Annotated in this window: 17 protein-coding genes and 3 pseudogenes; 9 read left to right on the top strand and 11 right to left on the bottom strand. The window is 65.5% G+C overall.

From position 1 onward, the window contains the following. Window positions 1-410: pseudogene (locus tag AC1DWT_RS43295) on the top strand (DUF998 domain-containing protein); the annotation flags it as partial. A 273-nt stretch (window positions 411-683) separates the two neighbouring features. Here the strand turns inward: AC1DWT_RS43295 and phoU are convergent. The 6 genes from phoU to AC1DWT_RS43265 all read right to left on the bottom strand — a co-directional run bounded on the left by phoU (window position 684) and on the right by AC1DWT_RS43265 (window position 4,394). After that, a complete protein-coding gene (gene phoU, locus AC1DWT_RS43290) occupies window positions 684-1,331 on the bottom strand; it encodes a phosphate signaling complex protein PhoU (protein ID WP_477925499.1) in 648 nt (215 codons plus the stop codon). 107 nt (window positions 1,332-1,438) lie between these two features. After that, a complete protein-coding gene (locus AC1DWT_RS43285; RefSeq protein WP_477925497.1) occupies window positions 1,439-1,882 on the bottom strand; it encodes a DUF7144 family membrane protein in 444 nt (147 codons plus the stop codon). Window positions 1,883-2,294: 412 nt separating this feature from the next. Beyond that, window positions 2,295-2,636: a three-helix bundle dimerization domain-containing protein gene (locus tag AC1DWT_RS43280; RefSeq protein ID WP_477925495.1), complete on the bottom strand. Its 342-nt coding sequence runs from the start codon at window positions 2,634-2,636 to the stop codon at window positions 2,295-2,297. Window positions 2,637-2,779: 143 nt separating this feature from the next. Next, complete coding sequence (locus tag AC1DWT_RS43275; RefSeq protein ID WP_477925493.1) at window positions 2,780-3,268, bottom strand: hypothetical protein; 489 nt, start codon at window positions 3,266-3,268, stop codon at window positions 2,780-2,782. Between the two features lie 209 nt (window positions 3,269-3,477). Further along, a complete protein-coding gene (locus AC1DWT_RS43270; protein WP_477925501.1) occupies window positions 3,478-4,224 on the bottom strand; it encodes an MFS transporter in 747 nt (248 codons plus the stop codon). Further along, window positions 4,224-4,394 carry a hypothetical protein gene (locus tag AC1DWT_RS43265; protein ID WP_477925491.1) on the bottom strand — a complete coding sequence of 57 codons (171 nt, stop codon included), beginning with the start codon at window positions 4,392-4,394 and terminating at the stop codon, window positions 4,224-4,226. Before AC1DWT_RS43265 ends, AC1DWT_RS43270 begins: the two co-directional genes overlap by 1 nt. Here AC1DWT_RS43265 and AC1DWT_RS43260 point away from each other — a divergent pair. Both AC1DWT_RS43260 and AC1DWT_RS43255 read left to right on the top strand, forming a co-directional pair. After that, on the top strand, window positions 4,375-5,049 hold the full coding sequence (locus tag AC1DWT_RS43260) for a glycoside hydrolase family 15 protein (protein ID WP_477925490.1): 675 nt from the start codon (window positions 4,375-4,377) through the stop codon (window positions 5,047-5,049). The two genes, AC1DWT_RS43265 and AC1DWT_RS43260, sit on opposite strands and share 20 nt — an antisense overlap. Before the next feature lie 265 nt (window positions 5,050-5,314). Then, window positions 5,315-5,698: a DUF7144 family membrane protein gene (locus AC1DWT_RS43255; RefSeq protein WP_477925488.1), complete on the top strand. Its 384-nt coding sequence runs from the start codon at window positions 5,315-5,317 to the stop codon at window positions 5,696-5,698. Here the strand turns inward: AC1DWT_RS43255 and AC1DWT_RS43250 are convergent. Continuing rightward, the gene (locus AC1DWT_RS43250) at window positions 5,600-6,085 is read right to left on the bottom strand and encodes a DUF7144 family membrane protein (protein WP_477925486.1); all 486 of its coding nucleotides are present in this window, start codon (window positions 6,083-6,085) and stop codon (window positions 5,600-5,602) included. The two genes, AC1DWT_RS43255 and AC1DWT_RS43250, sit on opposite strands and share 99 nt — an antisense overlap. A gap of 206 nt (window positions 6,086-6,291) precedes the next feature. Then, window positions 6,292-6,870: pseudogene (locus AC1DWT_RS43245) on the bottom strand (serine/threonine-protein kinase); the annotation flags it as partial. 1,140 nt (window positions 6,871-8,010) lie between these two features. On the opposite strand from AC1DWT_RS43245, the pseudogene AC1DWT_RS43240 reads away from it, so the two are divergent. Further along, a pseudogene (locus AC1DWT_RS43240) lies at window positions 8,011-9,109 on the top strand (IS110 family RNA-guided transposase). Between the two features lie 1,045 nt (window positions 9,110-10,154). On the opposite strand, the gene AC1DWT_RS43235 reads toward AC1DWT_RS43240, so the two are convergent. Beyond that, on the bottom strand, window positions 10,155-10,904 hold the full coding sequence (locus AC1DWT_RS43235) for an IclR family transcriptional regulator (protein ID WP_477925484.1): 750 nt from the start codon (window positions 10,902-10,904) through the stop codon (window positions 10,155-10,157). Beyond that, window positions 10,901-12,373: an APC family permease gene (locus AC1DWT_RS43230; protein ID WP_477925482.1), complete on the bottom strand. Its 1,473-nt coding sequence runs from the start codon at window positions 12,371-12,373 to the stop codon at window positions 10,901-10,903. Before AC1DWT_RS43230 ends, AC1DWT_RS43235 begins: the two co-directional genes overlap by 4 nt. Window positions 12,374-12,830: 457 nt before the next feature. Here AC1DWT_RS43230 and AC1DWT_RS43225 point away from each other — a divergent pair, with 457 nt between their 5' ends. The 3 genes from AC1DWT_RS43225 to AC1DWT_RS43215 all read left to right on the top strand — a co-directional run bounded on the left by AC1DWT_RS43225 (window position 12,831) and on the right by AC1DWT_RS43215 (window position 16,958). After that, complete coding sequence (locus AC1DWT_RS43225; protein WP_477925480.1) at window positions 12,831-14,768, top strand: primary-amine oxidase; 1,938 nt, start codon at window positions 12,831-12,833, stop codon at window positions 14,766-14,768. 2 nt (window positions 14,769-14,770) lie between these two features. Then, window positions 14,771-16,258, top strand: a complete 1,488-nt coding sequence (gene eat, locus AC1DWT_RS43220) for an ethanolamine permease (RefSeq protein WP_477925478.1) — start codon at window positions 14,771-14,773, stop codon at window positions 16,256-16,258. 181 nt (window positions 16,259-16,439) lie between these two features. Further along, entirely contained in the window at window positions 16,440-16,958 is a 519-nt protein-coding gene (locus tag AC1DWT_RS43215) for a hypothetical protein (RefSeq protein ID WP_477925476.1), read from the top strand. A 985-nt stretch (window positions 16,959-17,943) separates the two neighbouring features. Here the strand turns inward: AC1DWT_RS43215 and AC1DWT_RS43210 are convergent. Further along, a complete protein-coding gene (locus AC1DWT_RS43210; RefSeq protein WP_477925474.1) occupies window positions 17,944-18,876 on the bottom strand; it encodes a LysR family transcriptional regulator in 933 nt (310 codons plus the stop codon). Window positions 18,877-19,420: 544 nt separating this feature from the next. Here AC1DWT_RS43210 and AC1DWT_RS43205 point away from each other — a divergent pair. Both AC1DWT_RS43205 and AC1DWT_RS43200 read left to right on the top strand, forming a co-directional pair. After that, window positions 19,421-20,860 (top strand): APC family permease, encoded by a 1,440-nt coding sequence (locus AC1DWT_RS43205; protein ID WP_477925472.1) that lies wholly within the window; start codon window positions 19,421-19,423, stop codon window positions 20,858-20,860. A 47-nt stretch (window positions 20,861-20,907) separates the two neighbouring features. Beyond that, window positions 20,908-21,089: transposase (locus tag AC1DWT_RS43200; protein WP_477925470.1), on the top strand; the 182-nt coding region annotated here is incomplete at its 3' end.

Below are 21,089 nucleotides of genomic sequence, written 5' to 3'. Positions count from 1 at the left end.
TCATCCACTGGTCGGCCGTGTTGCCGGGCTTCGTGGCGCGCCACGTGGTGCTCGTGCTCATCGCCTGGCATATGTGGCACGAGAAGCGGCTGGTCGCCCTGTGGTCCGCACTGTGCGCACTCGTGGGCCTGGTCGGCGCCGGCCTCATGCTGGGTCAGGCGCTGCATTTCGGCCTGGGGGAGCGTCTCGCTCTCTACCCGTTACCGATGTGGATGGCCGTGACCGGCATGGCGGTACTGATGGGGCTGGCACGCCGCACGGTGTTCCGCAATGTCGAGTTCTCGCTGCGCACTTTCCACCCGCGCACTGCCACCTCACGGCCGAGAAGGTCCGCGGTTACGGCACCTCGGTGCTCGATCGAATGGCAGCCACGAACCAGTGGCGTGGACTCGGCCGAGACACGCGCGTAGCCGATTAGCATGTGTCGAAAATGCCTTTTGTAGAGGTTTTTCGACATAACTTCTCGAGGCGGCGCGCCGAAATCCTGCAGTAGGCCCGTCGCGGTCCACACCGGCGAACGCGAACCGCGCGTACGCGCACGCCGCCCCGCACCGCCCCGCACCGCAATGGGCGTATCGACACCTGACATGGGCTAGTGACCGTGCCGGTCGAATCTCTCGGGTGTCTTTCCCTGCCGCCGGCCGTCACCCGCGAGCGTCCCGGGTGTGCCCGCCTACTGGTTCCTACGGGCTCAGGGGTTCGCCGGTGACGAGGAAGATGACCCGGCGCCCGACCACGACGGTGTGGTCACCGAAACGTTCGTAGAAACGCCCCAACAAGGTGACATCGACCGCGGCCGGGATGCTGCCGGGCCAGGCCGGGTCCTCGAGCAGGGTCAGCAGTCGCCGGTGCAGGTCGTCGAGCTCGTCGTCGCRTCTGCCGAGCTCGCCGGCCAGCTCGGGATCACGGGTGCGCAGGACCTGTTCGGCCAGGCCCGCCAGCGCGGTCGCCGCTCGCCCCATCCGGTTCAGGATTTCTTCCGTCTCCCCGGAGGTGACGTGGTTCGGGTGCCGGCGGCGCACACTCTCGGCCACATGCTGCGCCAGCCCGCCCATCCGGCTCAGATCCGACACCAGATGCACCCCGGTGACGACCTGGCGCAGATCCCGGGCGACGGGAGCCTGCAACGCCAGCAACGCCATCGCCTGCTCCTCACACGGACCGTGTAACCGCTCGATCTGCTCGGTGAGGTCGAAGACCCGCTCAGCCAGCGGAAGATCGGCCCGGACTAGGGCGTCGGTGGCCGACTCGATGGCCTCACCAGCCAGGTGGCACATCAGCGCCAGCCGGTTGGTCAGGTCGTCGAGCTGTTCGTGAAACTTGATCCGCATCGGCATCATCCTGGGGTATCCACAACTGACTTCCGACCTGCTGGGCGATCCGCAGGCGAGATCGCTCGTCGATGACGGGTCCGGTCCGACCGTGATGCCGACCGGAACTACCTTGTGGGAGTGCCCGTCCTGCGGAAGCTCCCGTCTCGCAGATCCTGGTCCGGGTTCCACGTCGAGACAGCCCAGATGACGACGACGTCGAGGGCGATGATCAGCAGTGACCACGCCGGGTAGTAGGGCAGCCACAGGAAGTTCGCCAGGATCGAGATCGCGGCGACGATTATGGCCGACACCCTCGCCCACCCGGCGCCGGTGAACAGGGCCAGGCCCACGATCGCGACGAGGGCGCCGAGGACGAGGTGGATCCAGCCCCAGGTGGTGAGGTCGAACGTGTAGACGTAGTCGATCCCGCGGACGAACACTTCGTCGTCGGCGACCGCGGCGATGCCCTGGCAGAACTGGATAAAGCCGACGGTGACCATGATGATGGCCGCGAACACGGACGTGCCGGCCGCGAAACTCTGTTTGGTCGACGGATACTCGGACCTCACGGGTCCTCCCCCACGCTGCGATCGGACATGGCCGGTCCTCCCCGAAGCTTCGATTTATCGGTACGACGATTGTCCGCCGCGGCGTGCTCCGTTCGCGGGAGAACCCGGATTCCGGCTGGAGGGGCTGGGTGACCATCTTCGCCGGATGACTGGGAATCGGACCAGCTGGGTCGGTTGGTCGGTCTTGTATTCCGGCGACAGATCACCGCTGCTGCGTGATGGTGGCGGTGAGCTCTGGTGTGAGCTTCTCGGCGTCCGACCCCAGATGGCGGGCAGGGATTCGCATTCCCGCTCCTACGGTTTCAGAGCCTTCGGTCTTGTCGACGGATAGGATCACACCCGCCCGGGTGCGGTGAAGAACGGCCGCCGACACCGGTTCCCGCTCCTGGGCCTCGTCACCTCATGGAACAGGTTACGACAGGCGGGTTGAGCGACGGGCGAAGACACCCCGCACACCGCGCCCTCTCCCGCTGCTGATCACTGCCCGTGCCGCCGGTTCGGCGTGTGCGGTGGCGGGAAGTTCCGAGGTGCGGATCGGTTCCGGGAGCGCCGGTGCCCGGCTGTACGTGGCGTCGAGTGTGCGGGTGGTGGCCCGCTCGATCAGCAGGGGAACGAAGTCCCGGACGCGGCAGCCGTCGAACCGATCAAGCGCGGCCGCGATCAGGTCCTCGACTATCTCGGGTTCGAGATCGGGGTAGCGCTGGACCAGCCGGGCGCGGACGACATCGAGGGCGTGTTTTTCGTTGTCGTCCATGAGAAGAATTGTCCTGCCCGGGCGCTCGGGCGGGGACACTTTTCGATATCACTTTCACTGTGTCCGGCGTGGTGGATACGGCATCTTCGATGCAAGTCTGATATTGGCACCGAGTGAGCGCGGAGGGGGTGCGTCGGTGGCTGTTACCGTCCCGCACCGGATTCGGACGCGGTAGAAAAGGGGCTGGGGCCGAGCGCGACGATGATCGAGGTCCGGTGGAGTCCGATCTCGGTCCAGCTGGTGGTGACGGTCAGCGTCCCGGTCCGGGGGTAGGCGCCGATCCAGTACGACGGCGTCGCCCGGTAGGGCCCGGATTCCCCGGTGGGCGGTTCGCTTCGGTGGAGGGCATCGGCGGGCCCGTCGAGATCGTCGGCGCGGACCTGCACGCTCAGATCGGACCACCGCGCCGACCAGTCGTTCGGGTCGGTCAGGGGACGGGTTTCGTAGCGGGCGAAGTCGGCGCGGATCCCGGTGACCCGCATCGCCAGTTGCAGCAGCAGCCCCGACGTGAACGCGGTGACCGCGGACAGTTCCAGGTCCAGGTCCTTCTCGTCAACGATCGGCGTCGGGGGGTGCACACGAAGGCCCCGATCTGCCGGTGGCGCGAAAGCCGGCCAACGATGGCGGCGCATACCCTCATCATCGCACCACGCACCGTTCCTCGGTGGTGGATCAGCTAGGGGACAAGGGTTTCCGGTGCCCCACTCCACATCTTCGGCGTGCCTTCTGGGCGCGCGCATCTCACCCCTGACCCCACCGCATTCACGACCGAAGATCGTCGAAAGTACCGGCATCGACCGGTCTGTCGTCCCACGCTGCTTCGCAGAACTCACCCGGACCGTTATGCCACCGGTGGTGGACGGGAGGCCCGGTCGTCGTGCGGTGATGCCGACGGTGACGGCGGGGTGCGGGGAAGGAACACCGCGGCGGCGAGCCCGACGCAGCCGACGGCCGCGAGGACGATCATGGCCAGCGCGTACGAGCGTTCGGGGGTGGTGGTGATGCCGGCGACGAGGACGGTGCCGGCGACCGCGGCGCCGAGGGACGAGCCGAGATTCGACACGCTGCGGGAGAGGCCGGAGATTTCGCCCTGCAACTGCTCGGCGAACGCAAACTGGACGACGTTGACCGACGGGGTCAGCATGACACCGAGACCCAGTCCGATCAGCAGCAGTCCCGGCGCGAACGCCCAGACGTTTGGGGTGCCACTCACCAGCGCAAGCAGGGCGGCGACGCCGCCGAGCACGACGAGGAATCCGGCGAGGATCACGGTGCGTTGCGCGCGCCGTTTCGCGAGTCGTTCGGCGGCGAGGGAGGCCGCCAGCAGACCGGCCGTTTCCGCGGTGAAGATCACGCCGGTCTCGATCGCGTCGTAACCGCGCACCGCCTGCAGGTAGGCCGCGACCACGAACGAGATCCCGGTGAGCAGCAGCCACTGGGTGTTCTGGGTGATCAGGCCCAGGTTGGAGGTGCGGTTGTGAAACAGTGCGGTGGACAGCAGCGGTTCGGTGCCGGCGCGTTCCTCGGCCCGCACCGAGGCGAAAAACCACACCAGCACGAGGGCACCGGCGACGAGCAGGGTGATCATCACCCAGGCGTTGTTGTCGCGGCGAGGATTCCGGTCACGACCAGGACGAGCCCGACGGCCGAGAGGATCGCCCCGCCGGTGTCGAACGGGCGGGTCCGGTCGGCGGGCAGTGGATCGGTGATGTTGCGGGCCAGCACCACGATGGCCGCGATGACCAGGGCCTGGAACACGAACGCCGCCCGCCAGCTGATCGCCGAGGTGATCAGGCCACCGATTCAGCGGCCCGGCGGCCGCGCCGTCCGCCTGGCCGAGCGGTTCGGACTCGATGCCCCCCCTCGATGGGTGGGCGCAGGCTCGCGACGAGATCCACCGGGAGGTCTGCGAACACGGCTTCGACACCCGGCGCAACACCTTCACCCAGTACTACGGGTCCGACGAACTCGACGCGAGCGTGCTCACCATCCCCTCGTCGGGTTCCTGCCCGGCACCGATGACCGCGTCAGCGGAACGATCGACGCGATCACCCGGGAACTCGGCCGCGACGGGTTCGTATCGCGCTACTCGACCGCACAAACCGACGACGGTTTGCCCGGCGACGAAGGACAATTCCTCGCCTGCTCGTTCTGGCTGGTCAGCGCACTGGCACTGAACGGGCGCACCGACCAGGCGCGGCTCACTGACCTGTCCAACGACCTGGGCATGCTGGCAGAGGAGTACGACGTCCGCCGACACCGACCGGTCGGCAACTTCCCGCAGGCGTTCAGCCGCCTGACCCTCATCGGCGCGGCCTACGCCATCGCCGAAGCCCAAGCCGAGGCCGAGGCGCAGGGGACACAGGCGGCAGGCGACGTGACCCGGCGCCCTGCCGATACCGACCGAGCGTGAGGCGCAACCGTGCCGAYGGGGACGCTGCCCGCGATCACCGTCGGACAGGTTGGCGGCTCGACGGATTCGGAACACTCTCACAGCCCGGCTCCGACCTTTCTGCCCGGTCGGCGCGGCACTGCCCGGGCACTGCATCCACGCCCGCTGGTCGTCACCCGCGTGGGGCAGTCGCGATGCGGCCGTCACCGACCTGAGGGAGAACAATGAGTGGTCAGAGCGCATTTTATGGTGCTTGGGAAGGGGAACGGTTGCGTCGAAGGAATCGGTGGTCAAACACGTTCTGACACAAGGAACGTCGTTAGGCGGGACGATTCTGTTGATCGCCGTCGGGATCCTCGAAGTCGTGCAGAGCATTTCCGCGCTCGCCGGTGACGAGGTGATCGTCACCGGCATTGAGTACACCTACCAGTTCGACGCCATCGCGTGGGGAGGGGTTCATCTGGTGCTCGGGGTCATCGCCGTCGCCAGCGGTATCGCCCTGTTCACCGGTGCGGCGTGGGCCCGAGTGGGGGCGGTGGTGATCTGCGCCGTGTCGATCCTCGTCAACTTCCTATGGTTGCCGTACTATCCGGCGGGGGCGGTGACGAAAATCGCCCTCAATGCCGTGGTGATCTGGGCGGTCGCGCCCTGGAATATTGAGGAGACCTGAGCCGCAACCCCCTTCGCAATCATTTGGGATGAGTTCGGTGAGAACGATGATCGCGATCGACCACGCCGGGTAGTGGGGCAGCCAGAGGAAGTTGACGACGATCGATGCTGCCGCGAGGGTGACTGCCAACGTTCGCGCCCACAGGCCACTGCGGAACAGGGCGGCGCCGACCAGCGCGATCACAATTCCGAGCACAAGGTGGACCCACCCCCACACGGTCAGGTCGAATTCGTAGGTGTAGTCGGTGATGACGACGAAGAACTGGTCGTTGCCGATCGCGGCGATCCCCTGCAGGATATGCAGCACACCGCTGGTGACCAGCAAGATAGCGGCACCGATCATCGTGTCGGCTGCGATCTCCTGGCGGACGGTCGACTTGTCGGTCACGACGATTCACCTCTCGGGACGCCGATGTTGTATGCCCGTTCTCGGTGTGCACCGCTCACCAGGCGTTTGATCCGCGATTGCGCGCATTTCGATCAGACAGAGGTTCTGGAGTCGGGTCCCGAGGAGGTGAATGAACTCGAAATGGCGCATCAGGGTGCGGTGCAGTTTCGGTGATGACGATGCGGGTCAACAGCCTTCGGTGATGGGGGTTGGATGAAGGCTGGCGATCCGGCGACGGTGCCCTCGCTGGTCTCGAATGCCCCGGGCATGCGGGCGATACCGAAGTCGGTTAGCTGAGGATCGCCGTAGTCAGTGAACAGGATGTTTGCTGGCTTCACGTCTCGATGGAGGACGTCGAGCCGGTGTGCGGTTTCCAACGCTCCAGCCAGCTTTACACCCAGACTGAGCGCTTCAATCCACGCTAGTGGCCCGTCGCGGCGAATCCGCCCATGCAGCGAGTCCTTCGGCTGGTACTGCATCACGATGAAGGGCGAACCGCTAGGAGTGGCGCCGACCTGGAAAATGGTGACGATGTTCGGGTGTCCGGAGAGCCGACCCATCGCACGCTGTTCCCGGAGGAAGCGCTCAGTATTTTCGTCATCGAGACCTGACGTCAGGACCTTGACTGCCACCGTGCGGTCGAGCGAGGGCTGCTGACACCGAAACACCACGCCGAAACCACCGCGGCCGATCTCATGCACATCCTCGAAACCGGCCGCATTCAGCTCCGCCGGTAGCCCAGCTGGCATGTCGCGTTGTGTAACCCACGAGGTGGATTCGCCCATTGTTTACTCCTGAGCTGCCTTTGCAGCTTGYGCACCGCGCATCCCTCAAAGGCCYGAAGAAATCGTACATTCACAACAGTGACCCGCAATCGTTCCGGAGCACGCTCTCGTTAGTGAGTCAGGTCCTGGGCACCGAGCGGGTACATCTGAATCCGGTCCCGGAGGCGCTTCGCGCCGATGGTGGTGCGTTGCATCCCCGGTTGCTGAACCTCTGCGCCGCCGCCCGCTTGGGCTGTTGTCCGCCGGGTCCGGTTTTCGTGGTCGCCGGAAGATTCATGGCCAACCCCTACCAGGGGAATTGGACAACTCGGCAAGGGAGCACGGGTGACGCTCAGGTGACTTCGAACGGCGGCGCCAGGTTGGCTCCTCAGCTCACCCGCCGTCCTGACGAGCCGCTTATCGAGGACCGCGCCGCGCGTGGTGGCGTCGCCGTCCGGGCCTGCCCGTCAATCTGCTGACTCGCATCGAATAAGTATCGCGTAGTGACCGCCAGCGGCGCAGCAGAGAGACCGGCCGGGCGACGGAGAAGTTTGTATCCCGTCGCGGCATTGCCGAGTCGGGCTGATAACCGCTTGGGGAGCCCCCGCGCCCTCAATGGGTCGTAGTGAGCGCGGGGGCGAGGCGAACCCGAACAGGTTCAGTGGGGGAGTGTACCCACGGGCGGGTTTACCCGATCTGTGGAAAGGCGGCGCCTGGGCGGTGATCATTGGCCGCCTTTGCGGACAGTGCTGCGGAACGGTGACGGAACCGAGCGGACGGCCTGAACGACGATCCGTCGCATAGCGGCCAGCGCTTGCCGAAGCGGGTGGTTCGCTTAGTTCGATGCCTTCCACCTATTGCGTCCGTCGGAGCCGGGTGCGCAGACCATGGGTGTCCCTGTGCTGCTGACGCTGGTGCCGCCGCTGGCGGCGGGCGTGATGCACGGTGCATCACTCCTGGGCGCTGATGCTGACGATCCGTATGCGCCCCCGGTGTGGCCGGCTGCGCAGGATCCAGTAAAGGCACTTCCGGTTCACCAACGATCGACTCGCTTAGACGATATGAGGGGCTGGGCTGAGGCCCCACGCACATGTGAACGTGGGTTGCCGACAGGAAACGAGTCCTGGCCGGTAGAGCCACAAGATGTGGGAGGCCCCAGCGATGAATCAGCGTACGAGCATTGGATTGGATGTGCACGCACGATCGGTGGTCGCCTGCGGCCTCGACGGGCGAACCGGTGAGCTGTTCGAGCGAAGATTGACACCGGATCACCGTGAAATCGTGGGCTGGAGCAGGTCCCTACCGACGCCGGTGGCGGTGACTTACGAGGCCGGACCGACCGGCTTCGGGCTGGCCAGGTCACTGACCGCGGCGGGCATCGAGTGCCTGGTCGCGGCACCGTCGAAGCTGCAGCGCCCGCCCGGAGATCGGGTCAAAACGGACGCGCGCGACGCGCGGCATCTGGCTCGTCTGCTGCACCTCGGGCAGATCGTCGAGGTGGCGGTGGCGGTGCCGAGCGTCGAGCAGGAGGCCGCCCGTGATCTGGTGCGCGCCCGGGAGGACTGTCGTGGGGATCTGATGTCGGCCCGGCATYGGGTGTCGAAACTACTTCTGCGGCAAGGGATTGTCTACTACGGCGGCCACGCGTGGACGAAGGTGCATGACACCTGGCTGCGCACCCAGCACTTCGATGCGCCCGGTCTGCAGCTGGCGTACGAGACCGCCTATGACACCATGCTCGCGGCGGTGGACCGGCGGGATCGGCTGGATGTGGCGATCGCGGCGATGGCCACCGACAGCGACTACACCCCGGTGGTGACTCGGCTCGGCTGCCTGCGCGGGGTCTCGACGCTGACCGCGTTCGGGCTGGCCGTGGAGATCGGTGACTGGCAGCGCCTGACCGGACGCTCGATCGGCGCCTACCTCGGGCTGGTGCCCACCGAACACTCCTCGGGCRCSTCSCGCTCGCAGGGSKCGATCACCAAGACCGGCAACGGSCACGCSCGSCGRYTGCTGATCGAGGCCGCCTGGCAYCACCGACCCCGGTATCGCCCCGGGGCGGAGCTGCGGCGCCGCTGGGAGCAGGCCAGTCCCGCGGCCCGGGCCCGCGGCCCGGGCCCGCGGACAGCAAGCAAACCAGCGCCTGCACGCCCGCTGGGCCGGGTTCGACGCCCGTAACAAACGTCCCGCACTGGCGAACACCGCGATCGCCCGCGAACTCGCCGGCTGGTGTTGGTCGCTGGCCGTGCTGGATCCCTGAAAGCAGGGTCCCCGTTCCGCATTCCCCGGTTGCGAGTGTGGTCGTCGACTCGTCGGGCGGCAAGGTCGGTTCTCCTCGCTGCGTTGCGGGGACTCCACCTTGCCCCCTCGTCGCCGACGACCAGGTGAGCAAGGGCCGGAACGGGAACCCCCACAACRTCCGGACGAATCATGCGGTGGTGACGGCAGCGCCTGGGGAGTGATCCGCGAGCGACCTATGAGCAATCTCCAACTGTACGTTGGGATCACGCTCGACATTAGACGAGCGATCCACTCCAGCCGAACAACCGTCCTGCGGTACCCAACCCGCGAATATCAGAGTTGACCACGCGTCGAAACCGACACGCTCGCCACCACCCAGATCGATCGGACCCACAGAGGCGGCGCCCACGACGACGGTCCTGGACGCCGCCTCGCCCTGCGTCCTTGACAAACCGGCGTACATATCAGGTCGGTCGGGCTTGGCGCGGGGTCTGGCGTCTGTGCGAGCGCGGCTCGCCCCTGCTCCGCGGACGCTTGAGTGGCGTTGCGGTGCCGGATCGCGGCGTGGCGAGCCGCTTGTGCGCGGCGTCGTGTTGCGCCGGCTGTTGTGTGGAGTTGGCTTGGGGAGGGCGCCTGTCCAGTTGATGTGGGTGAGGCGACCGGTGCAACGATCTGGTCTGCTGTGGGCCGGGTCCATTCGCATTCTCGGGTGTGGCGGTCGAGGGTGTGTGTGAGATTCGGTTCGCGTGGACGCCTCGACCGTCGCTGGCGTCAACGAGGAAGGTGACAGTTTTCTGTGCTTGAGTGTCGTATGCGGTGCCACCGATGACGTCGACGAGACCCCATCCGGTCACAAACGGCCGGCGGCCGTCGGTCCAAGCTCGCCCGCCACCGAGTGCGTGTGCGGCGATGGTGATCGCTCCGGACTCCGCCCCCACAGCTCTCCCACGCATCCGGGCCACCGAGTGATCCGACCGCGGCGGGGCCCGCTGGAGGCCGGGGACCTCGCGGGCGGTCGCGCCGCTGCGGTGGATCGGTGCACGGTGGATATCTTCATATGCTGCCTAGAACAGCAACGGCGCGAGCACACCCGCGCACTGTTGCAGCGAGTCGGCGCGACCGAGGAGCGCGTCGATGCGGGCGGATGGTCCGGCGAGGCAGAGGGCGCCGGCGGTGTCTCCGTCCGGGTCGCGCAGCGGCACCGCCAGGCAGGCGAGGTCCTGCTCGATCTGGTCGACCTGAACGGCGAACTGCTGATCGCGGATGGTGCGCAGTTCGGTGTCGAGAGCGGCGAGATCGATGACGGTGGCCGAGGTCAGCTGCCGCAGCGGAGTCGAGGGCAACGCTTCCTGCCAGATGGTGCGGTCAGCGAGTAAGAGTTTACCGGCGGCCGAAGCATGCAGGTAACGCACCAGCTCACGTTCGGCGCGCACGGGGTGATCGGGGTCGGCGTCGAGGACCCGCAGCGTCGTGTTGTGGAAGGCAATCACGTGGACGGCGAACCGCACGCTGTCGCGGAGGTCGTCGAGTTGCCGGCGCGCGGCGGTAGGAACGGTGGGGGAGACGGCGGCGGTGACCAGCCCGTTGAGGCGCGCGCCGAGCCCGAATCCGCGCAGATCCGAGGTCCGCACCAGATACTCCTCGGCGACGAGCGAGTTGATGAGCCGGTAGGCGGTGGCCTGGGGAAGGTGCAGGGCGCCGGCGATCTCCCTGGCGGTGACCCCGAGGCCGAGGGTGGCGACCACCTCCAGGATGTCGAGAGAGTTCGAGACGGTGCTGGGGTGGTGTCGGGACGGGTCGCTGCGTGGGCTCATCTGAACGCGGCCGTGGGCAGCAGGTCGGCGCGCTGGGTCTCGTCGTAGATACCGACCGAGGCGAGCCGGTGCGGGGCCAGACGCCGAAGCGCAAGGGTGTAGAGCACCGCCGCCGCCATGATGACGGCATAGACAGCGATGAGCACAATCCCGTCCGCAATGGCGAAGACCACGGCGTTGACGACCAGGAACAACAGGATGACGGTGGTCACGGTGCCGAGCACCCAGACCGCGGGGGTCGACTCTCCGATGCGCCGCAACAGGATCGGCGCGGACAAGCACCCGGCGAGATAACTGCCGATATAGCCGCAGGCGCTGAGGGTGAGGAAGATGCGCAAACCCTGATCGGGCGAGACACCGGCGAGTAAAGCCGCGATCGGCACAGCGGTCACCGCGACCATCGCCGCGGCAATGGCAGGGGCGGGCGTCTGAAAACGCGGGTGAGTGCGGCCGAGGGCGGACGGGGCGACGCCCTCGCGGCCCATGCAGAACAGCACGCGTACGAGCGCATTGACCGACGCCAGGGTGCAGGCGAAGAACGAGGCGGCGATTCCCAGGTCGAGGATCGCCGACAAACCGGTCGAGCCCTCCGAGACCAGCAGCGCGACCAGCGGGGTGGCACTCTCGCGCACCGAGTCGGGGGCCTCGGCGAGGGCGATCGCCTGCACCGGCAGGGCGATCAGATACAACGCAGCGGCGGCGACCGGGGTCCACCGGATCACGCGAGGCACCGACAGGAATGGGTGGCGCGCCTCGCCGCTCAGTGTCGTGGAACTTTCGAAGCCGACGAAGGCGCTGACGGCGACGATGACGGACAGCGCCATGCCCTGTGCGTTGCCCTCCCAGCTCATGGCGGCGGCGACCGGTGCGCCGGTGCGAGTCGTGGTGACCAGCAGCAAGATCAGCAGGGCGCCGACGAGGCCGATGGAGACGCACTCGACTAGCAGGGTGATCCGGGCCGAGATCCGGATGCCGCGGATCATCACCAGGGTGGCCACCACGGCGGCCACCACCGTGACGGCGACGATCGCACCGGTGGGGGTGCCCCGCGCCAACCCGGTGGTGACGGCGATGTGCGAGAGGTAGGTGCCGACGGCGAGCAGGCCGGCCATGCCGACCGTTGCATATCCGACGATCGCGGACCAGCCGGTCGGAACGGCGGCGGTCGGGCCGAGGCCGCGGGCGGTATAGCTGTAGATTCCGCCGACCGAGGCCATCCGCTGTGCCATGGGGCGCAAACATGCCGAGACGAGCAGGATGACCACGGCCGCGCACACGAACGCCGCGAGCGCGCCGCCCCCGCCGGCGGTGCCGATCACCAGCACCGGGATCACTGCCGCCGCACCGGACGGTGCGATCGCTGCGACGGACTGGGCAAATACCGGTATGAAGGGCAGCTGGCGGCGCGGTAACCCCTGAACGGGGGACCGCGCTGCGACCAGTGCCCGCTTGTGCGGTGAAGTCGTCATGTTCCGCACGCTCATCTCTGAAAGAAGCAGCGAAGTCGCCTGGCCAGCAGGCTGCACGCGGCCCCGGGTGGTGATCGATGTCACGCCCAGCGTCGAATCTGACCATTTCCGGTACATGACGAAAATGTTTCATCCATGTTAACCAGGTTGAGAATTTTCCGGCGCGAAGTTCTCACCTTTGTTCTCTCCGGCGTGTGCTCCCGGTCACACGGCGGCGTTACGGTTCGTGCTGTGAACGGTTGACCGCACCCGGCAGGCTCCTCCTCGGGGACACCTCGAAGGCGTCGGCGGCCGATCACATCGCTAAGCGAACAGTCCGTTGATCTACGCAGACATCTCCACCGATCGATTCATGAACCGGCCCGGCCGCCGCGCCACCCGGAATGCCCACCATCGAGGGCACCTCTTCGTGATGTCGACGTCGTGGAAAGAACCATGCCCAAGGAGCGAGACACCCATGTCCATTCAGGAAATCGATCGCACGGTCGCCGCACCGGGAACTCATCCCCTCGACCCCCTCAGCCGCGACGAAATCTCGAAGGCGGTGTCGGTGCTGAAGAGCACGCAGGCGCAGGCGGACAGCTTCCGGTTCGTGCAGGTGGAATTGAAGGAACCGTCGAAGAAGGCACTGCGCGGCGACCTCTCGCAGATTCGCCGCGAGGCCAGCGCCGTGCTGATCGACCGGTCCACCGGATACGGCTACGAGGCCACCGTCGACCTCGAGAACGAGAGTCTCGAGCGGTGGGTGGAGCTGCCGTCCGGCGCCCAGCCGCCGATCATGCTCGACGAGTTCGAGGAATGCGAGGTCAACTGCAAACGCGATCCCCGCGTCGTCGACGCCCTGGCCAGCCGCGGGCTGACCAACCTGGACCTGGTGTGCATCGAGCCGTGGTCGGCCGGCTACTTCGGCAAGGACGACCAGGGTCGCCGCCTGATGCGCGCCCTCGTCTTTACCCGGCTCGATCCGGACGGCAGCCCCTACGCGCACCCGGCCGAGGGCCTGATCATCATCTACGACCTCAACAACGGTGAGGTCGTCGAGATCGAGGACAACGGCCTCATCCCTGTTCCGCAGCAAACCGGCAACTACCTGCCCCAGCACGTCGGTCCGGCCCGCACCGACATCAAACCCCTCGAGATCACCTCACCCCAGGGCCGCTCCTTCCGGGTCGACGGCCAGCACGTGACCTGGGGTGACTGGAGCTTCCGGGTCGGCTTCACCCCTCGTGAGGGTCTGGTGTTGCATCAGCTGAAGTTCCGGGACGGCGGCACCGATCGATCGGTGATTAACCGCGCCTCTCTGGTGGAGATGGTGGTGCCCTACGGTGACCCGTCCCCGGTGCAGCACAAGAAGAATGCCTTCGACGCCGGCGAATACAACATCGGTGCCCTGGCGAACTCCCTGGCACTCGGCTGCGACTGCCTCGGCGAGATCCAGTACTTCGACGGCATCGTCAGCGACAGCCACGGCAACCCGATGACGATCAAGAACGCGGTCTGCATGCACGAGGAAGACGACTCGATCATGTGGAAGCACTACGACTACCGGCAGGACACCGCCGAGGTCCGGCGCTCACGGAAGCTGATCATCTCCTTCATCGCCACCGTCGCCAACTACGAGTACGGCTTCTACTGGCACCTCTACCTCGACGGCACCATCGAGTTCCTGGTCAAGGCCACTGGCATCCTCTCCACCGCCGGTCAGCAGCCGGGCACCAAGTCGCTGTACGGGCAGACCCTCAACAACGACGGCCTCTACGCCCCCATCCACCAGCACATCTTCAACGTGCGTATGGACTTCGAGCTCGACGGCACCAAAAACGCGGTCTACGAGGTCGACACCGAGGTGCCCGGCACCAACCCGACACAGAGCTGCTTCTACACCGTCGACCGCCTCCTCGAACGAGAACAGGACGCCGCCCGCCTCGCCGACGCCGGCAAACACCGATTCTGGAAGATCGTCAACCACGACCGCCGCAACATCGTCGACGAACCGGTCGCCTACCGGCTCCAGCCCACCGACGCGATCACCCTGTCCGCCACCCCCGACTCCTGGGTAGCCAAGCGAGCCGGGTTCGCCACCAACAACTTCTGGGTCACCGCCTACGACCAGACCGAGCGCTTCCCGGCAGGGGAGTACCCGAACCAGTCCCGCGGCGGCGACGGCCTTCCCGCCTACATCGCGGGCAACCGCAACATCGTCGACGAGGACATCGTGGTCTGGTACACCTTCGGCATGCACCACGTGGTGCGCCTCGAAGACTGGCCGGTCATGCCCCGCCAGCACGTCGGCTTCATCCTCCAACCCCACGGATTCTTCGACCAGAACCCCACCCTGAACCTGCCCCGCCCCGAGCGGCAGGCCGAGGGGTCGCACTGCGGATGCGAGGACTAGCCATGAGCACCGATCCGGTGGCGCCCCCCGCACGCCACACCCACGCGGGCACCACCGGTGCCCACGCCGCGGGCGGAGTCGACTACGACAACGTCGCCGACGACTACATGCTCCGCCGTCAGCTGCGCCGCGGCACCGCAGGACCGGTCCTGCTGATCGGACTCGGCGTCGGCTACGTCGTCGCCGGTGACTACGCCGGCTGGAACTTCGGCATCGGCCACGCCGGCTGGGGCGGCATGCTCATCGCGGTCGGGCTGATGGGCCTGATGTACACCGCGATGTGCCTGGCCCTGGCCGAAATGGCCTCGATCATCCCCACCGCCGGCGGCGGCTACGGCTTCGCCCGCCGCGCGATGGGACCGTGGGGCGGCTTCCTGACCGGTACCGCCGTGCTCCTCGAATTCGTCCTCGCCCCGGCCGCAGTGGTCACGTTCATCAGCGCCTATGTCGACAGCCTCTTCGGGATCAGCGGGCCCTTGGTGTATGCGGTGTTCTACATCGCCTTCATCGGACTTCACCTGTACGGCGTCTCGCAGGTGCTCAAACTGATGTTCGGCATCGCCATCGTCGCCGTGATCGGGTTGCTGGCCTTCTCGATCGGCATGATCCCGCACTTCGACGTCAGCAACCTCATCGACATCGCCCCCACGGACGCCGTCGGCGCGAACAGCTTCCTACCGTTCGGCATCGTCGGAGTCTGGGCCGCCCTGCCCTACGCGATGTGGTTCTTCCTCGCGATCGAAGGCGTCCCCCTCGCCTCCGAGGAAGCCCGCAACCCGGTGCGCGACATCCCCAAGGGCCTGATCGGTGGTGTGCTGGTGCTGCTCACCCTCGCCGCGCTGCTGCTGACCCTCGGCCCCGGCGGATCGGGCGCATCGACCCTGCAGGACTCCGACAACCCGTTGATCGACGCCATGGAGGCCGCCAACGGCGGCACCACCTGGCTGAGCCAGTTCGTCAACGTCATCGGTCTGGTGGGTCTGGTGTCGAGCTTCTTCACCATCACCTACGCCTACTCGCGGCAGACATTCGCGCTCTCGCGGGCCGGCTACCTGCCCAAGGTGCTGTCGCTGACCAACGGACGTAAGACCCCGTTCCTGGCGCTGATCGTGCCCGGGGTGATCGGATTCATTCTGTCCCTCACCAGCTCCGGGGACTTGCTCATCCTGATCTCGGTGTTCGGGGCCACCGTCTCCTACATCTTGATGATGATCTCGCACATCGTCCTGCGGATCCGGGAGCCGCACCTGCACCGCCCCTACCGCACCCCCGGTGGGATGCTCACCTCCGGAATCGCCCTGGTCCTGGCCGTCGCCGCCCTGGCCGCCGGGTTCATGGTCGACCCCTCGGTGGTGTTGTACGCGGCCGCCGCGTACGCGGTGATGATCGCGTACTTCGCCTTCTACAGCCGACACCACCTCGTCGCGAAGGCACCCGAAGAAGAATTCGCCGCCCTCGAAGAGGCCGAATCCGAACTCGACAACCGATGACCGCCCGGTCCGGTCCGCGCTCGGAGACAGCGTGGACCGGACCGGCCCCAAAACTTTCGGCGTTACCCGTCGCCTAACCGCAACGCCGAAAGAACCGGCGGCACCGCCCCTTTCCGTCCCCAGCGCAAGGGGCGGTGCCACCACCACCCCGAACCACCCCCGAATTCCCGAGGAGCGTCCCGTGGCCACCCCCACCGCCGTCGCCGGTTGGCGGCCAACCCTGCCGGACAATCCCGTGCGAGCGACCGCCGCCGGGAAAGTCGCAGCACTCCTGGCCCTCGCTTGTGTCACCGCACACATCCCGGTACTGCTCACCCACTTCGCCCACTTTCCCGGCACCAGCCTGCTGATGCTCGCCCTTGCCGGCGCCTGCCTGCCCTGCGCCGGACACCTGTGGACGAAGCCCACCATCCGCGACTGGGCCACCACCAGCGCACTGGCGGCCGGCATGCTCGTCCTGCACGCGATGATGATGTCCTCGATGACCCACACCGAGACCGGCACCGCCACAACAACAGCCGCCACTGGCCACCATCACGGCTCAGCCGCCCACACCATGGACACCGCATCCATGCCGGACGGCCCGCTCGAGTTGCTGTTCTACGGCGCGAGCGCACTCGCGCTGATCCAGGCTTTTCTGGCGGTCGTGATAGTCCTGCCCACCATGCTTCGGAGCCGAAGCCAGCGCACCGCCGTCTGATGCCTCGTGATGCTTGATGGCTCGTGATGTCGGAGAGTGTTCCGCGCTTTTCGGAGGTAGGGATGCGGCGCAACCTTAATTCACCCTCGGGCAGCAGCCGTGCGTTGTCGGCGTCGTTGCGGTGGAATTCTCGAGTGGCGCGTGTGCGGTGCTAATCGATGTAGGGCAGACCGGGGCCGGTCGCGGTGCCGATCGACCGGTGTGGCCGCCATCTGCCGCTGCCCGTCGCGGCGATGATTGGTGCCGAGATTCGGGCGGTCATCGCCGGGCACCGCACCGGCATTTGCGCCGCAGCACCCCCCGCGCCGTCGAATCAGGCGACTGCGCGACGACGACGCCGCGGATTACAGCACGACCGTCGCTGCACAGGAGACGCCGGCGATTGACCTCGGCTCCGAGTGCTACCGCACGGGGGTCGAGGCGCGTCGCCGCGCTCACGCCGCCTTGACCGACGTCCCCGACCTGGTCGAACAACGTCGAGGACCGGATCGAGCAGCTCTTGCAACGCACCCTCGACCTACTCGACGCCGAGAGCCGTGTCTGAGGTGCGTCGAAGGGGAGCGGCGAGCTATTTGTCAAGATGTCTTGACGGTCCAGCTGGCATCGCACCGAATTATCGGTCGCAGCGGACGCGACCTGAGACGCCACCTGGGGGGGGATCAACGACTCGGCCAGTAGATGGTCGAGGYCTTTCGGCATCGATGTACGAAAAATTCTTGCTCACCGGTTCCGGCGAATCGGTGTTCCCGTCTTCTAGATGAGCTTCGAGGTCCGCCTACTGCGCATGAGGTGGTTCACGGGCTGTGCAGGTCGATGACGGCGGGTCGGTGCGCCGCGGCGGACGAGTGCGTCTCGTGTGGTTAGTCTAGCCGTGATCACGCGGATTCAGCAGTTCGGGAATAGCTGTGCCGGTGAGCTTTCCGGCGTGAACTGCGGCTCGAGTGGTTGCCACTGAGTCGGGTTCACTGCAAGTAAGAAGTACCCATCAGTCGGCGCTACCGCTTTCAATTCGGGCCACGAGGTCGCGGTGCTCGTCGCGGACTTTTCGCGAGACGGCTATGAATGCTTGGACCAGTGGAGTTGGTTGTCCGCGCCATCCGACACATAGCGTCGATCCCGCCACTTGACCCAGCGTTCGGTACACCAGCGACGCCCGATGTGCGAATCGGTCCATGCTGGGCACAGACACCGACAAAGTGAGACCCGCCGCTACGTTGTCCAGCTCTTCATCCATCGTTGCGGTTTCCCTGCTGATGCGGGGCAGATTGTCATCGTCGGCCCCGAGATCACGCAGTGTCCAAAATGCGCGCCAACGTGCGTCGTCGGTAGCCGGTGCTGAAATTACCTGATCCTGCAAATCAGACAACAGCACCACCTTCTGCGCTGCAAGAGGGTGCGAGCTCGTCATCCCAATTGCAAGCGGTTCAGTGAACAAAACTTCAGAGTTCAGGTCGGCCAGATCGATCGGTAACCGCAAGAACGCCACATCCGTCTCTCCGGACCGCAGACCACAGGAGGGATCTGTGAGGTCGTAGCTTTCGATCCGAGGGCTGACGGACGGGTGACGAGTTCTGAACTCCGAAATAATCAACGGTGTCAGCTCCAGTGCTGACGCGGCAAAGAACCCGATGCGCAGAACACCGGACATTTTGGAATGCGCTCGGTGCGCGTCTGCCACGCCCGCGTCCAGAACTGCCAACGCCTCACGCGCTGAACGGAGAAAGGCCTTGCCAGCGTCGGTCAGTTCGACTGCTCTCGTTGTCCTTTTAAGCAGCGGTACGCCTACATCGTGTTCGAGTTCAGTGATGCTGCGACTCAAACCCTGCTGCGAAACGTACAGACTCTCTGCTGCACGGGTGAAGTGAAGGGTCTCTGCAACTGCCACGAAATGCCGTAGACGACGCGTATGAACGTCCATCGAACTCGCTCTCGGTATCTAAAACTGCAACGCCAACCATCCTGGCCCCCAGGGCTCCGATTCACAACAGATCAGCGTAAATAGAGTCAAAAATTTTGTTTCCCTCACCTCAGTCGCGTGCGGCACACTCGCAGTTGGATGTGATGCGCGTCTCTGAGGTCCGCCGATTCGACCGAAAGGAGCGAGTATGCAGCGAACGCTTCTGACGCTGGGACGCTCCTTGGTGAACTCCGCTGCGGGGCGATCACGTCGACGGCCATAAGTCCAAAGCCGTGAGGTCACAATCACCAGCAGGCTGCAAACGAGCGGTGCGTCGACAACCGAGGCAATCGATACCCTAATCGGTCGTATTTCCAGGCTGACACGGCGGCCGATCTGCTGGTCCGCGACCCGTTATCAATCGTCGACCATCCGACAGGACGCTCCGCGGAATCAACGCAGCAAGACCGCTCACGGCGATGCAAAACCTAGCAAGAATCTCTACTTTCATCATCTCGCACTAGACCGATCGGCGAGATCGACAACCCACGTCAGGTAGGCAGGCATGTCTCAAAAATCGTCCTCGACATCCTCTGGTTCAGTCGTCAGTACTGAGACCGGCACCGCCACGGTCCCCATGGGTAAAGGCATCGGCGTCCGAGGCGTCGTATTTTTGGTAGCTGCCGGTGCTGCCCCGCTGGCGGCAGCAGTAGCGGTGTTTCCAGTTGTCGTCAGTGCCAGCGAAAGTCCCGTGTCACCCCTGTTCTTCGTTGTCGCAGCGCTGGCTTTGGCTGTATTCGCCGTCGGCTTCACTCGAATGGCCCATGAAGTCACAGACGCCGGCGCATTCTACGACTTCATTCGTGCCGGCCTCGGCCACGTCTGCGGACGTGGGGCAGCCACACTGGCGCTGGTGTCGTATGCGCTGCTGTTCGTCGCGCTCGTCGGATATTTGGGCGCTTCCACTGCAAGTGCCATTGAGTACTTCACCGGTGCCGTGATTCCGTGGTGGGCGTGGAGCACGGTGTCGCTCTTCATCACTGGGGTGTTGGCTTACCGCGACATCGCATTGAGCACCAAGGTTCTCGGCGTTTCGTTGGTCCTCGAACTTGCGATCATGCTGGTGCTCGATTTCGTCGTGGTGTTTCGTGGTGGGCCCGAGGGAACCACCGCATCGGCCCTGAACCCACTACACTTCACCGACGGCACGCCATCGCTCGGCCTGATGTTCGCCTTCTTCGGGTTCGTGGGCTTCGAGGCCACTGTTATTTTCCGGAGCGAGGCGCGTAATCCACATCGAACAATTCCCCGAGCGACATACGTGTCCATCGTCGCCATCGGATTGTTCTATGCATTCAGTCTTTTTGCCGTCGCAGTAGGTACCGGCCCCAACAGTCTCGTCGCGAAAGCAATCGAGAACCCTCAGACCCTGGTCACCGAACTGGCATGGACGTTCCTAGGCGTCTTCGGACAGGATGCCGTTCAGATACTTGTTCTGGTAAGTCTCTTCGGTTGCTTTCTGACCTTCCACAACGTGCTCGCCCGGTTCACCTTCAACTTCGGGGCGGCGGGTCTGCTTCCCTCGGCATTGGGTCGGGCCCATCCCCGTCATCACGCACCGTCGCGGGCATCGCTGGCAGTCACCGCGTACTGCCTCCTCGCCATCGCAGGATCCGTCATGCTGGGATTGGATCCAGTGCTCGATCTGTACACGTGGTTCTCCGGCGCAGCCACTCTGGGAATTATCGTGTTGATGGCTTTGACCTCGTTGGCGGTCATCGTGTTCTTCCGCGGACACGAACGAGGATCCTGGCTGACGACGTTCATTGCGCCGACTGTGTCGCTCGTGGCGTTCGGGGCACTGGTATTTTTGGTAGTGAAGAATTTTCCGTTGCTGGTCGGCGGTTACGGCGTAGCAGTGACTCTGATCGCAGTGCTGGCAATCGCATTGGCGGGTGGAGCAGCAAGCAGCTTTGTCAGCAGGTCGTCGGCGAGAAATCTTTAGAGCGTGTCTCATGTGGATGAAGTGACTTGTGGTGCATTATGTGACGCGTGGTAGATGAGTTGTCTCTGCGGTTGGTGCCGGATGCGTTGTGGGAGGTCGTCGAGCCGTTGATTCCGCGCTTCGCCGCCCGCCCGCAGGGAGGTGGGAGCGCGCCGGTCGACGATCGTGCGATCTTCACCGCGATCGTGTTCGTGCTGACAAGTGGGTGCGCGTGGCGGCACCTTCCGCC

The sequence above is a fragment of the Rhodococcus sp. P4_B6 genome, from assembly GCF_056402215.1.
Note: the sequence above shows the minus strand (reverse complement) of the source record. Positions and strands in the feature narration are given on the sequence as shown.